Consider the following 12,385-nt stretch of genomic DNA (forward strand, 5'->3'; position numbering starts at 1 on the left):
CCCTCCCGCGAGTGGGGCGTGCAGGCACGAGGCCGGGTATGGTGCCCCGCGTCGTGTCCCGCGTCCGCCCTACCCTCCTGGTGTTCCTGGTGCTCGCCACCGCCCGTCCCGCGGCCGCGGCCGAGTGGGAGGGCGCGCTCAAGGGCACCCTGAGGCTCCTGGCGGACACCAACGCGCCCCGTGACTTCACCGACGGCAGCACGCCTTCGCCCGGAGTGGACCCGGCGCTGAGCGTGCTGGGCTCCGCCGAGGGGAAGGGGACGTTCGAGCGCACGCAGCTCGTCGGCCGCTACGAGCTGGGCGCGCGCAAGTACGCGGGCTTCGCGGATGAGGACACGCTCATCCAGGCCGGCGCGCTCGAGGCCTCGCTGGCGCTGGGCACGGAGTTCGGCCTGGGCGCGGAGGGGCACGTGAAGGACCGGCGGGGCGGCTCGCGCGCGTACTCGGATCTGGGCGCGAGCGCGTTCGCGGAGTACGCCCCGGACGTGCGGCTGGCGCTGCGGGTGCGCGCCGGCGCGCGCAGGTTCGTCTACCGGCCGGACCCCACCGCGAACTTCGGCGGGCTGGAGCTGGGCGTGCTGGGGCGCTACCGCTTCGACCGGCGCCACAGCCTGTCCGTCTTCGGCGACTGGGGCGCGCGGCGCTACGGGCCGCTGGCGCGTCCGCGGCCGGGCGTGGAGAGCTCCCCGGGGCGGCGCGAGGACGGCGCCCTCACCGCGGGCGTCGGCTACAACTACCGGGGGCCGCTGACCCTGGGGCTGCGGTACACGTACCAGGAGGTCTCCTCCAACAGCTACGGGGAGACGGTGCTGCGCCACCGGGTGTCCGCGAACGCCGGGGTGCGGCTGCCCTGGCGGATGACGCTGCTGGCGCAGGGCTCGCTGGGCGTGACGCGCTACCCGGACGGCATCTACCTGTCGCCGGAAATCATCCTCGTCGAGGAGGACGAGGGGCAGAACTCCCTGTCCCTGAAGCTGTCGCGCCCCGTCTCGGAGCGCGTGGACCTGGAGCTGTCCTGGGGCCTGTGGAGCACGCGGCTGCCGCGCAACGACTTGAGCTACTCGCGCCAGGTGTTCGGCGTGGGCGTCACCTGGCGCGACTGAGCAGGACGCTCAGCCCAGGTCGGAGATGCGCTCGTCGATCTCCTCGGCGAGCCCCGGGTGCCCCTGGGACAGCGCGTGCTCCCTGGCGCGGGTGAGCACCTCGCGGGCGCGCTCCGTCTGACCGGCACCCGACAGCGCGTCCCCCAGGGAGACCATGGCGGCCGCGTAGGTCCCATCCAGCCTCACGGCCTGCTCCAGGGCGGCGGCGGCCTCGGCGTACTGCTTGCGCTCCAGGTACAGCTTGCCGAGGGAGAAGTGGCTCATGGGGGAGTCGGGGAAGTCGGCCACCATCTTCTTGAACTGCTCCAGCCGGGCGTCGCTCATGGACAGGACCCTTAGAGGACCCATGGCGTGTTGCCAAGGGTGCGGTAGGGTGCGCCGCACATGGCAACGAAGAAGAAGACGACCCCCCGGAAGAAGAGCGCGGCCAAGAAGGCTCCGGCGCGCACCAAGAGGACGGCGACGGGCAGGACGGCCCCCAAGGGCAAGGCGCCCGCCAAGGCCAAGGCCCCGCCGCGCAAGAAGACGACGGGCAAGACGCCGCTGCGGCCCAAGAAGAAGGCGAAGCTGCCAGCCGCCCCGCAGCAGAAGAGTGGCCCCGAGCCGAAGCCCGAGGCGCAGGCCCTGGCGCGCCGCATGGCGCAGCTGCTCATCGACAAGAAGGCGCTGGACGTCGTCATCCTGGATGTCCGGGGCATGACGTCGTACGCGGACTACATCGTCATCGCCTCCGGCGAGAGCGACCGTCAGGTGAGCGCCATGGCGGAGAACGTCCAGGTGCAGCTCAAGCAGGGTGACGCGCCCGAGCGCGCGCTGGGCACCGAGGGCGTGGACACGGGCCAGTGGGTGCTGCTCGACTACGGCGAGGTGGTGGCGCACCTGTTCCTCACGGACCTGCGCGCGCACTACGACCTCGAGGGGCTCTGGGCGGACGCCGCCCGGGAGAAGGTGTCCTGAAGGTCCGCCTGCTCTCCATCGGCAAGGACCGCTCGGGCCTCTTCGAGCCGGCGGTCCAGGAGTATGCCCGCCGGCTGGGGCACTACACCCGCTTCGAGCTGGTGGAGCTCGCCGAGGCGAGCGGCAAGAAGCTCAAGCCCGGCGACGCCAAGGCCGCGGAGGCCGAGGCCATCCTCGCGAAGCGCAAGCCACAGGACTGGCTGGTGGCGCTGGACGAGCGCGGCTCGCTCATCGACTCGGTGGAGCTGGGCCGCTACGTGGGCAAGGCCCAGACGGGCTCGCGCGACCTGCTCTTCGTCATCGGCGGCGACGAGGGCCTGGACGAGAGCGTGCGGGCCCAAGCCCACCTGACGCTGTCCTTGTCCAAGATGACGCTGCCCCACCGGCTGGCGCGCGTGGTGCTCGTGGAGCAGCTCTACCGGGCGTTCACCATCCTCAAGGGTGAGCCGTACCACAAGTAGGCAGGCGGGCCTCCGAGGCCCCCTGGGCGCTGGCGTCAGGGCCGCCGGACAGGAGGCGTCAACGGGCCTCATGAGCACCGCCAGCACCGAAACCACCCTCGCCTCCCCCGCCGCCACCGTGCGCGTCATCGCCTCGCCCCAGTCGTGGGTGGAGGGTGAGGCGGTGCGACAACTGGAGGCCGTCGCGCGGCTGCCCGGCATGAGGGCCGCGGTGGGACTTCCGGACCTGCACCCGGGCAAGGGGGCGCCAGTGGGCGCGGCCTTCACCTCGGAGGGGCTCTTCTATCCCTACCTGGTGGGCAACGACATCGGCTGTGGGATGGGGTTGTGGGACGTGGGGATGCTGGCGCGAAAGTCGAAGGCGGAGCGCTGGGCCTCGAAGCTGGATGTGGAGGGACCCTGGAACGGCGACGTGGAAGGGTTCCTGGCGGAAGAAGGGGTGAAGCCGTCGGGCTTCGAGGGGGCGCTGGGCACGGTGGGCGGCGGCAACCACTTCGCCGAGCTGCAGCGGGTGGACGCGGTGCACGACGCGCGAGCGTTCGCCGAGCTGGGGTTGGAGGCGGACCGGTTGCTCCTGCTGGTGCACTCGGGCTCGCGCGGACTGGGCGAGGCGATTCTGCGGGCCCACGTGGACCGGCACGCGGCGGGCGGGCTGGTGGCGGACTCGGACGAGGCGCGGGCGTACCTGACGCGGCATGACCACGCGGTGGCGTGGGCCCGGGCCAACCGGGCGCTGGTGGCGCGCAGGGTGCTGGATGGCATCGGCGCTCCGGCCAGGCGGGTGTTGGATGTCTGCCACAACAGCGTCACCCCGCGACGCGAGGACGGCAGCCTGCGGTGGTTGCATCGCAAGGGCGCGGCGCCGGCGGACGAGGGGCCCGTGGTGATTCCGGGCAGTCGTGGCGCGCTGAGCTATCTGGTGGCACCGGTGGGGGATGGGACGGGCAGCGCGTACAGCCTCGCGCACGGCGCGGGACGCAAGTGGACGCGCACGGCGGCCCGGGAGCGCATCAAGGAGCGCTTCACCGCGGAGTCGCTCACCCGGACGAGCTTCAAGAGCCACGTCGTCTGCGAGAACAAGGACCTGCTCTTCGAGGAGGCGCCGCAGGCGTACAAGGCCATCGACCGGGTGGTGACGGACCTGGTGGAGGCGGGGCTGGTGAAGGTGGTGGCCACGCTGGCGCCGGTGCTGACGTACAAGACGCGCTCCCACGAGGAGTAGCGCGGCCCCGAGGCAGGAAGCCCGGGCCTGGAGACGAAGCGCGTTTTTCCCCTCCGCGTCCGGCGGGTGCGTGGTTAGGGTTCGGGCATGACTCCCGCGCACAAGGTATTGCTCTGCATCCTGGATGGTTGGGGCATCCGCCACGAGCGAGAGGCGAACGCCATCCTCCTGGCCGGCACGCCGAACCTGGACAAGCTGACGAGCCCCTACCCGTTCACCGAGCTACAGACCTCGGGGTTGGCCGTGGGTCTGCCCGAGGGGCAGATGGGCAACTCGGAGGTCGGCCACACGAACATCGGCGCCGGCCGCATCGTCTACCAGGACCTGGTGCGCATCAATCGCGCGGCCGAGTCGGGCGAGCTGGCGCAGAACCCGGTGCTCCGCGCGGCGATGGACGGGGTGAAGGCGGACGGCAAGGCGCTGCACCTGTTGGGCCTGGTGTCCCCGGGTGGGGTGCACTCGTCGATGGAGCACCTGTACGCGCTGCTGAAGGCGGCGCGCGAGCGGGGTGTACCGCACGTGTATGTGCACGCGTTCCTGGACGGGCGTGACACGCCGCCACAGAGCGCGCTGGGCTACGTGGAGTCACTGGAGCGCTTCCTCCACGAGACGAACACGGGCCGCATCGCCACGGTGAGCGGGCGGTACTACGCGATGGACCGCGACAAGCGGTGGGACCGGGTGCAGCTGGCGTACGAGGCGCTGGTGCACGCGCGTGGGCCCAAGGCGCCGGACGCGTTGAGCGCCATCCGCGCGTCGTACGCGGAGAAGGTGACGGACGAGTTCGTGAAGCCCACGGTGCTGGCGAGCGGGGATGGGACACCCGTGGGCCGCATCCAGGATGGGGACACGGTGTTGTTCTTCAACTTCCGCGCGGACCGGGCGCGGGAGCTGACGCAGGCCCTGGCGTATCCGACGTTCAAGGAGTTCGACCGGGGAGGGCTCAGGCTGGGGCGCTACGTGTGCATGACCCAGTACGACGAGACCTTCGACTTGCCGGTGGCGTTCGCGCCGGACCAGCCGCAGGACATCTTCCCGGAGATTCTGTCGCGGCAGGGGCTGCGGCAGTTCCGCACGGCGGAGACGGAGAAGTACGCGCACGTGACGTTCTTCTTCAACGGCGGGCGCGAGGTCGTCTACCCGGGTGAGGACCGGCACCTGGTGCCCAGTCCGCGCGACGTGAAGACGTACGACTTGAAGCCGGAGATGTCGGCGCGCGAGGTGACGGCGGAGCTGGTGCGGCGGTTGGACTCGGGCACGTATGACTTCGCGCTGGCGAACTTCGCCAACCCGGACATGGTGGGGCACAGCGGCCGGCTGGACGCGGCGATGCAGGCGGTGCGGGTGGTGGACGAGTGCCTGGGGGTGCTCGGCAAGGCGTGCGAGCGCAACGGCTGGGTGATGGCCATCTCCGCGGACCACGGCAACTGCGAACAGATGGTGGACCCGGTGACGGGCGAGCCGCACACGGCGCACACGTTGAATCCGGTGCCCTTCCACCTCATCCACCCGGCATTCCGGGGACAGAAGCTGCGCCCCGGCATCCTCGCGGACATCGCGCCCACGCTGTGCAAGGTGATGAACCTGCCGCAGTCGAAGGAGATGAACCGGCAGGGCGTGCTGCCCTGAGCACGCGGGCCCCATTCGGGCCCCTGCGAATCCGCTCGACGCTCCCCGCCACCGCCGCCTAGCCTCTCCTCGGCTGGGCGGTCTCGGGCGGTGGGGGAACGGGCGATGGGGATGGGGACGACACGAGTCGGGTGCAGGGGTTCCACGCAGCGGGCGTCCCCGAGCGCGCGCCCATGCTGAGGGCCCTGCTGGATGTCCTCTACCCGCCCGCGTGCATTGCCTGCGCGAAGGTCCTCCCAGGCCCTGGCGCCTTCTTCTGCGAGCCCTGTGACACCGCCGTGGAGCGCCTGCCGCCCGTGTGCTGCCGCACCTGCGCGGAGCCCGGTCCCTTCCCCGCCGGCATGTGCCCACGCTGCCGCGCCGCGCCCCCACCCTTCTCCCGCGCCTGGGCCCCGTTCGCGCACGAAGGCCCCGTGGCCCGCGCCGTCCACCGCTTCAAGTACGAAGACCACCCGGAGCTGGCCGCGCCCCTCGGAGAGATGCTCGCCGCGGAGGCCCACAGCTTCCTCGCCCGCGCACCACGGCTCATCGTCGCGCTGCCGCTCCACACCCGCCGCTACCACGCACGCAAGTACGACCAGACCCAGCTGCTCGCGGGCTCCCTGGCGAAACACCTGGGCGTCCGCGCCCCCGTGGGCCTGCTCACGCGCACGCGGGAGACCCAGCGACAGGTGGGCCTCACCGAGGCCGAGCGCGCCGACAACGTCGCGGACGCCTTCGTCGCCTCCGCCAACCTCGCGGGTCGCGACGTGCTGCTGCTCGATGACGTCTTCACCACCGGCGCCACCGCGCGCGCCGCGGCCACCGCGCTCCAGGACGCCGGCGCCACCCGCGTCGAGGTCCTCACCCTCGCCCGCGCCTTCACCGTGACCTGAACGCGACCCGGCGCAGCAACTGTCACATCGCGTCAATTGCAACCGGGTCAACGACAACTCACACCCAGATTCAGCGCGGACCCCGCGTGTCTTTCATTACCCATCTTCCGCGACTTCCCGTCCCGTGCTCTTGCATCAGTGCCGTGTCACGAGACAATTCGCGTTTCACGGCTCGGTTCCCCCTCTGCGAAACGGAGTCCGTGATGAAACTCCCCGTGTTGAGTTCGTTCGCCCTCGCTGGTGCCGTGTGCGCGCTGAGCCTCCCCACCGCCGCCCAGGCCCAGGTCCCCGCGCCCTCGTGGACCCGGCAGTTCGGCGCCAACCTCGACGAGCAGGCCCGCGCCGTCGCCGTCTCGGGCAGCGCCGTCTATGTCGTGGGCAACACCACCAGCCAGCTCGGCCCCGAGCCCAAGGCCGGTGGCAACGATGTCTTCATCGCGAAGTACGACACCGCGGGCACGCTGCAGTGGGTGCACCAGTTCGGCACGCCCGAGGATGACCGCCCCGCGGCCGCGACCACCGACTCCGAGGGGAACGTGTACGTCACGGGCCGGACCTACGGCTCGCTGGGCTTCCACACGAACGCCGGCGGCTACGACTTCTTCATCGCCAAGTACAGCCCGCAGGGCCAGCAGCTCTGGGTGCGCCAGCAGGGCACGCAGATGGATGACTTCGGCACGGGCCTGGCCATCGGCGCGGACGACACCCTGTACTTCTCCGGCTACACCGGCGGCAGCTTCGCCAACGGCGGCAACCCGGGCAACTACGACGTCCTCGTGGGCCTCTACGACTCCGCTGGCAACCCGTACTGGCTGCGGCAGCTCGGCACGCCCAACGGCGACATCGCGCGCGGCATCGCCGTGACGCCGGACCACAAGGTGTACGTCGTGGGCCAGACGAGCGGCAGCCTCGACGGCGCCACCACGCCCACGGGCACGGACATGTTCCTGCTGCGCCTGGACATCCTCGGCGCCACGCAGTGGGTGCGCCAGCTGGACCTCTCCGACCTCGATGACGCCAAGGGCGTGGCGGTCAGCCCCGACGGCGGCGCCTACCTCGTCGGCGACACCTTCGGCGCCATCGACGGCCACACCAACGCCGGCACCATCGACGTGGTGCTCGCCCGCTATGACGCCGTGGGCAACCGCCAGTGGAGCCGCATGCTCGGCGGCGCGCAGCCCGACTACGCGAGCGGCGTGGCCGTGGCCTCCAACGGCACCGTGAACGTGACGGGCTACACGACCAACGCCCTGGACGGCCAGCCGTACGCCGGCAGCCAGGACGCCTTCTTCACCCGCTACGACGGCTCGGGCACCAAGCTGGGCACGCGCGTCGTCGGCACCCACCTGCCGGACGTCGGCAGCGGCGTGGCGCTGGACACCAGCGGCAACGCCTATGTGACGGGTTCCACCTACGGCAGCCTGGGCGGCACCAACGCGGGCAGCTACGACGCGTTCCTCGTCCGCTTCTGAGACAGGCCCGCATTCCATGTCCGGACGTGGGACAGGTGTTCGTTGCCTGTCTCACGCGGAATCCAGGACGGGAGCTTCGCGGTAGCCAATCGTGGAGGGCGCGATAGCCTCGCGACATGCGCTGGCACTCCCTTCTGCTCGTCCCCGCGTTGCTCTCACTCCACTGTACCCACGCCACCGGGTCCGCCGGGCCGTCCAAGCCCGAGGCCACGGTGGCGGCGGCGCCCGAGTGGCCCCAGGCCCGGCCCCCCGCGCTGCGCCTGCCGGACACCGTCCAGCCCCTGCACTACCTGCTGGACCTGAAGCTCATCTCCACCGAGTCCACCCACTCGGGCACCGTCACCATCGACGTGGACGTGCGCGAGCCGGTGCGCCAGGTGTGGCTGCACGGGCAGGACCTGGAGGTCACCTCCGCGCGCGTCGAGACGCAGGGCCGCGCGCTGGAGGCCAGGGCCGTCACCGAGAGCGAGGGACGACTGGGCCTGCTGCTTCCGGAAGTCCTGCCCGCGGGCAAGGCGCGCATCGTCATCGCCTTCACGGGTCAAATCGACAAGGAGCGCAGCCGGGGCCTCTATTCGCAGGAGGAGGGCGGCCACAACTACCTCTACACCTTCTTCGAGCCGGTGGACGCGCGCCGCGCCTTCCCGTGCTTCGACGAGCCGGGCTTCAAGGTGCCCTGGCAGCTGCGCTTCACGGTGAAGGCCGACGACGTGGCGCTGGCCAACCACGCCATCGAGGCGAAGGAGACGCTGCCGGACGGCCTGCAGCGCATCACCTTCCGCGACAGCAAGCCGATGCCCAGCTACCTCGTCGCCTTCGTGGTGGGTCCGTTCGACGTGGTGGACGCGGGCACCACCGGGCGCAACCAGGTGCCGCTGCGCTTCATCGTCCCCAAGGGCCGCGGCGCGGAGACCGCGTACGCCGCGAGCGTCACCCCGCGCATCGTCACGGTGCTCGAGGACTTCTTCGACCAGGCGTATCCCTACGAGAAGCTCGACGTCGCGGTGGTGCCCCGCTACTGGGGCACCATGGAGCACCCGGGCCTGGTCGCCCTGGGCCAGCCCCTGACGCTCATCCGCCCTGGTGAGGAGACGCTCCAGCGGCGCAAGTGGTACGTCAACATCGCGGGCCACGAGCTGGGGCACTACTGGTTCGGCAACGTCGTCACCTGCCGCTGGTGGGACGACATCTGGCTGAACGAGTCGCTCACCTCGTGGTTGGACCGCAAGCAGATGGACGGGTTCGACCCGAGCTGGGGCTTCGGTCGGGACGCGAGCACCAACTCGCTCGCGGGCGCCATGAACGCGGACGCGCTCGACGCGGCGCTGCCGGTGCGCAAGCCCGCCAATACGCATGACGACGTCATCGGTTCGTTCGACAACTCCACCACCTACGCCAAGGGCTCCGCCATCATCGGCATGTTCGAGTCCTGGCTGGGCGAGGACAAGATGCGCGACATCCTGCGCGCGCACATCCGCAAGCACGCGTGGGGCACCGCGACGTCGGATGACTTCGCCACCACGCTCGCCCAGGCCGCGAGCCCCGACGTGGCGCGCTCCTTCCGCAGCTTCATCGACCAGCCCGGCGCGCCCCACATCTCCGCGCAGCTGGTGTGCGACGCGGGCAAGGCGCCTCGGCTGAAGCTGTCCCAGGAGCGCTTCCTGCCCGCGGGCTCCACCGCGTCCAAGGACGCCACCTGGTCGGTGCCCGTGTGCGTGCGCGCCGGAGACCGCGCCGGCGACGTGCGCGCCTGTCAGCTGCTCTCCGAGCGCACCGGTGAGATGGAGCTGCCGATGAAGAGCTGCCCCCAGTGGGTGCTGCTCAACGCGGGCGGCATGGGCTACTACCGCGCCAGCTACACGCTGCAGCAGTTCCAGCAGGTGAACGGCGTGGCCAAGAAGTCGCTGACGGTGCCCGAGCGGCTGGCCTTCTTCGCGGACATCGAGGGCGCGGTGCGCCGGGGCGACGTGCGGCTCGGCGAGGTGCTCTCGCTGGTGAGCGACACGGCGAAGGACCCGGACCGCTCCATCGCGCTGAGCGGCGCGCGGTTGTTGAACCTGGTGGGCGAGGACGCCCTCACCCCCGCCGAGCGGCACCGCTTCCGCGCCTGGGTGGGCAAGCTCTACAGCGCGCGCGCTCGGGCGCTGGGCTGGCAGCCCGCGAAGGGCGACAGCGACGAGGTGAAGCAGACGCGCTCGCTGTTCCTGTCGCTGGCGACGATGCTGGGGGAGGAGCCCACGCTCACGCGCGAGGCGAAGGGCCTGGCGGCGAAGTGGCTGGCCAGGCGCGACAGCGTGGACCCGGAGGCGGTGCCGGTGGCGCTGTCGGTGGCGGCGCGCAACTCGGACCGGGCGCTCTACGAGCAGCTGCTCGCCCACGCGCGCAAGGCCGAGGACCGCAACGAGCGCAACCAGATGATCAACGCGCTGTCGAGCTTCCGCGACCCGGAGCTGGTGAAGCAGAACCTGACGCTGGCGATGACGGAGTTCGACGTGCGCGACGCGCGCCCCCTGTTCGGTGGGGCGTTCAGCGAGCCGGAGACGCGCGCCGTGGCCTGGAAGTTCTACCGCGAGAACTTCGACACGCTCGCCGCGCGCGTCCGCTCGGATGAGCTGGGCTGGCTCATCGCGATGACGGGCTCGCTGTGTGACGACACGAGCCGCGCGCAGATGGAGGCGTTCCTCGGGCCCCGCGTCGACAAGCTGGAGGGCGCGCCGCGCGCCTACGCCCGGGCGCTCGAGTCCGTGCGGCTGTGCGTGGAGTCCAACCGTCTCCATCAGGACAGCGTGCGCGCGTTCGTCGGCAAGCTGCCCCAGGTCACCGCGGCCCCCACCCGCTGAAGGCCCGTGCGGGCTCCCCTCGTGTCCGGGGGAGCCCGTTCGAAGCGGGCAGACGGTGCGCGCGCCCCACGAGCGCGCTAGACATGGGGCCATGTTCGACTCCGCCCGCTACCTCGAACGCATCGGCGCTCCCGCGCACGCATCGCTCGCCGAGTTGCAGCGCGCCCACCTGGAGTCGGTGCCCTTCGAGAACCTGGACATCCACCTGGGCCGGCCCATCCAGCTGGACCCGGACGCGCTCTTCGACAAGGTCGTCGTCCGTCGTCGCGGCGGCTTCTGCTACGAGCTCAACGGGCTGTTCTCCCGCCTGCTCACCGAGCGCGGCCTGCGCGTGACGCCGCTGTCCGCCCGGGTCGCCATGGAGCCCCGGGATGGCACCTTCGGTCCGGAGTTCGACCACCTGACGCTCCAGGTGGAGGACCGTGAGGGGACGTGGCTCGTCGACGTGGGCTTCGGCGACAGCTACCTCGAGCCCCTGCGCCTGGACGAGCGCGGCGTGCAGACCCGCGTCGGACGCGACTTCCGGCTCGCGCCCGAGGGCGACCGGCTCATGCTCCTGCGACGCGAGGACTCCAGCTGGCAGCCGCAGTACTCCCTGTCCCTCGTCCCGCGCGCGCTCGGGGACTTCGTGGGCATGTGCCACCACCACCAGACATCCCCCCAGTCCATCTTCACGCGGGGACGCCTGTGCACCCGGGCGACGCGGGACGGCCGCGTCACCCTCAAGGAAGGCGCCCTCGTCCTCACCCGCGGCACCACCCGCGAGGAGCACCCCGTGGAGGGCGAGGACGCTCGCGCCCGGGCGCTGGCGGAGCACTTCGGCATCCGCCTCTAGCGCGGCCCGGGACTCAGGGCTTCTGTTCGGCGGCCTGCTTGCGCATCGCCTCGAACGAGGCCTTGTACTCCGCCATCGTCCCCAGGCCCACGGCCGCGCGGCGCGCGTCCACGTTCGCCGGGTCCTCCAGGTTCCGGGGCTCCATCTGCCCGTTCACCTCTTCCATCTGCGTGCCGTAGCGCTGCGGCTTGCCGGTGTTCACCAGCACGCGGTCCGTCAGGTACGCCAGGTTCTGCTTGGAGCCCTCTCCGCGCGCCACGGCCTGCTCCAGCATGGGCAGCACCTGCTCCTGGAATGCCACGTCCTTGTCCGCGTGCTGCACCAGGAGCCACGCCGCGAAGGAGGCCTTCTTGCCCACCAGCGCCTGGCCCGGCCAGCCCTTCTTCGCGATGACGTCCTTGAGCCAGGCCGTGTTGCTCGCGTCGACCTCCTCCAGCTTCTTCTTCGCGGCCTCGTCCTGGAAGTTCGACCGCATCAGCGTCATGCGGACCTGCTGGTCCACCTCCATGCGCGCCAGCAGCTCGTCGCGCAGCGCCGGGTCCGCCGCCGCCAGCTGCTTCGCCGCCTCATCCGCGACGCGCTTCTCGACGGCCGCGAAGCCCGGCAGGCCCCGGACGTTGTCCAGGTCCGTGTCCTTCTTCATGTGGGCCACGTCATCGAAGCCTTCGTCCGCCGCGCGCCCCAGCCACATCAGGGCCTCCTCGCCCTGGTTCAGGAGCGACGCCGCACAGGCCGCGTTGTAGGCCGTGTTGTTGCTGCGCACCCCGCCCTCCCAGGCCGCGCGGTACAGGGGCAGCGCGGCCTCGTTGTTGCCGGCGGCAGCCAGCCCGGTCGCCTCCATGGCGGCCTTGCGCGCCTCGGGCGTCGGCACGGGCCTGGGCGCGGCGGCGGCCTGGGACTCGGCCGGGGTGGCCGCGCCGCCAGCGGAGTGGGCACAGGCGGCCAGGTTCAACGCGGCGAGCAGGATGACGAGACGACGCATTCGGGGGCT

The 12,385-nt window shown here is 71.3% G+C and carries 11 protein-coding genes; 9 read left to right on the forward strand and 2 right to left on the reverse strand.

The features are described 5' to 3' along the window. The first annotated feature begins 38 nt into the window (after positions 1 to 38). Positions 39 to 1,103, forward strand: coding sequence for a hypothetical protein (locus LXT21_RS06280; protein ID WP_254037179.1), 1,065 nt, complete (start codon positions 39 to 41; stop codon positions 1,101 to 1,103). Positions 1,104 to 1,112: 9 nt separating this feature from the next. Here LXT21_RS06280 and LXT21_RS06285 read toward each other — a convergent pair whose 3' ends face one another. Next, the gene (locus tag LXT21_RS06285) at positions 1,113 to 1,427 is read right to left on the reverse strand and encodes a tetratricopeptide repeat protein (protein WP_254037180.1); all 315 of its coding nucleotides are present in this window, start codon (positions 1,425 to 1,427) and stop codon (positions 1,113 to 1,115) included. A gap of 60 nt (positions 1,428 to 1,487) precedes the next feature. Here LXT21_RS06285 and rsfS point away from each other — a divergent pair, with 60 nt between their 5' ends. The 8 genes from rsfS (at position 1,488) to LXT21_RS06325 (ending at position 11,394) form a co-directional block, all read left to right on the forward strand. Next, complete coding sequence (gene rsfS / locus LXT21_RS06290; RefSeq protein ID WP_254037181.1) at positions 1,488 to 2,060, forward strand: ribosome silencing factor; 573 nt, start codon at positions 1,488 to 1,490, stop codon at positions 2,058 to 2,060. Then, positions 2,057 to 2,521, forward strand: coding sequence for a 23S rRNA (pseudouridine(1915)-N(3))-methyltransferase RlmH (locus tag LXT21_RS06295; protein WP_323394251.1), 465 nt, complete (start codon positions 2,057 to 2,059; stop codon positions 2,519 to 2,521). The genes rsfS and LXT21_RS06295 overlap by 4 nt, the downstream gene beginning before the upstream one ends. Positions 2,522 to 2,591: 70 nt before the next feature. After that, positions 2,592 to 3,743, forward strand: coding sequence for an RNA ligase RtcB family protein (locus LXT21_RS06300; RefSeq protein WP_254037182.1), 1,152 nt, complete (start codon positions 2,592 to 2,594; stop codon positions 3,741 to 3,743). Between the two features lie 87 nt (positions 3,744 to 3,830). Then, the gene (gene gpmI, locus LXT21_RS06305; RefSeq protein WP_254037183.1) at positions 3,831 to 5,372 is read left to right on the forward strand and encodes a 2,3-bisphosphoglycerate-independent phosphoglycerate mutase; all 1,542 of its coding nucleotides are present in this window, start codon (positions 3,831 to 3,833) and stop codon (positions 5,370 to 5,372) included. 173 nt (positions 5,373 to 5,545) lie between these two features. Then, positions 5,546 to 6,247: a ComF family protein gene (locus tag LXT21_RS06310; protein WP_254037184.1), complete on the forward strand. Its 702-nt coding sequence runs from the start codon at positions 5,546 to 5,548 to the stop codon at positions 6,245 to 6,247. A 203-nt stretch (positions 6,248 to 6,450) separates the two neighbouring features. Next, positions 6,451 to 7,719, forward strand: a complete 1,269-nt coding sequence (locus tag LXT21_RS06315; RefSeq protein WP_254037185.1) for an SBBP repeat-containing protein — start codon at positions 6,451 to 6,453, stop codon at positions 7,717 to 7,719. A gap of 116 nt (positions 7,720 to 7,835) precedes the next feature. Beyond that, positions 7,836 to 10,559: a M1 family metallopeptidase gene (locus tag LXT21_RS06320; RefSeq protein ID WP_254037186.1), complete on the forward strand. Its 2,724-nt coding sequence runs from the start codon at positions 7,836 to 7,838 to the stop codon at positions 10,557 to 10,559. A 91-nt stretch (positions 10,560 to 10,650) separates the two neighbouring features. After that, the gene (locus LXT21_RS06325) at positions 10,651 to 11,394 is read left to right on the forward strand and encodes an arylamine N-acetyltransferase family protein (protein ID WP_254037187.1); all 744 of its coding nucleotides are present in this window, start codon (positions 10,651 to 10,653) and stop codon (positions 11,392 to 11,394) included. Between the two features lie 13 nt (positions 11,395 to 11,407). On the opposite strand, the gene LXT21_RS06330 is transcribed toward LXT21_RS06325, so the two are convergent. Further along, positions 11,408 to 12,376: a DUF6624 domain-containing protein gene (locus LXT21_RS06330; RefSeq protein WP_254037188.1), complete on the reverse strand. Its 969-nt coding sequence runs from the start codon at positions 12,374 to 12,376 to the stop codon at positions 11,408 to 11,410. Between the last annotated feature and the right edge of the window lie 9 nt (positions 12,377 to 12,385).

It is taken from the genome of Myxococcus guangdongensis (assembly GCF_024198255.1).
In the GTDB taxonomy this organism is placed as follows: domain Bacteria; phylum Myxococcota; class Myxococcia; order Myxococcales; family Myxococcaceae; genus Myxococcus; species Myxococcus guangdongensis.

Bases quoted from the DNA above. Each gene is read 5' to 3' on its own strand.
- LXT21_RS06280 (WP_254037179.1), top strand. From the start codon at position 39: ATGGTGCCCCGCGTCGTGTCCCGCGTCCGCCCTACCCTCCTGGTGTTC.
- LXT21_RS06285 (WP_254037180.1), bottom strand. From the start codon at position 1,427: ATGAGCGACGCCCGGCTGGAGCAGTTCAAGAAGATGGTGGCCGACTTC.
- rsfS (WP_254037181.1), top strand. From the start codon at position 1,488: ATGGCAACGAAGAAGAAGACGACCCCCCGGAAGAAGAGCGCGGCCAAG.
- LXT21_RS06300 (WP_254037182.1), top strand. From the start codon at position 2,592: ATGAGCACCGCCAGCACCGAAACCACCCTCGCCTCCCCCGCCGCCACC.
- gpmI (WP_254037183.1), top strand. From the start codon at position 3,831: ATGACTCCCGCGCACAAGGTATTGCTCTGCATCCTGGATGGTTGGGGC.
- LXT21_RS06310 (WP_254037184.1), top strand. From the start codon at position 5,546: ATGCTGAGGGCCCTGCTGGATGTCCTCTACCCGCCCGCGTGCATTGCC.
- LXT21_RS06315 (WP_254037185.1), top strand. From the start codon at position 6,451: ATGAAACTCCCCGTGTTGAGTTCGTTCGCCCTCGCTGGTGCCGTGTGC.
- LXT21_RS06320 (WP_254037186.1), top strand. From the start codon at position 7,836: ATGCGCTGGCACTCCCTTCTGCTCGTCCCCGCGTTGCTCTCACTCCAC.
- LXT21_RS06325 (WP_254037187.1), top strand. From the start codon at position 10,651: ATGTTCGACTCCGCCCGCTACCTCGAACGCATCGGCGCTCCCGCGCAC.
- LXT21_RS06330 (WP_254037188.1), bottom strand. From the start codon at position 12,376: ATGCGTCGTCTCGTCATCCTGCTCGCCGCGTTGAACCTGGCCGCCTGT.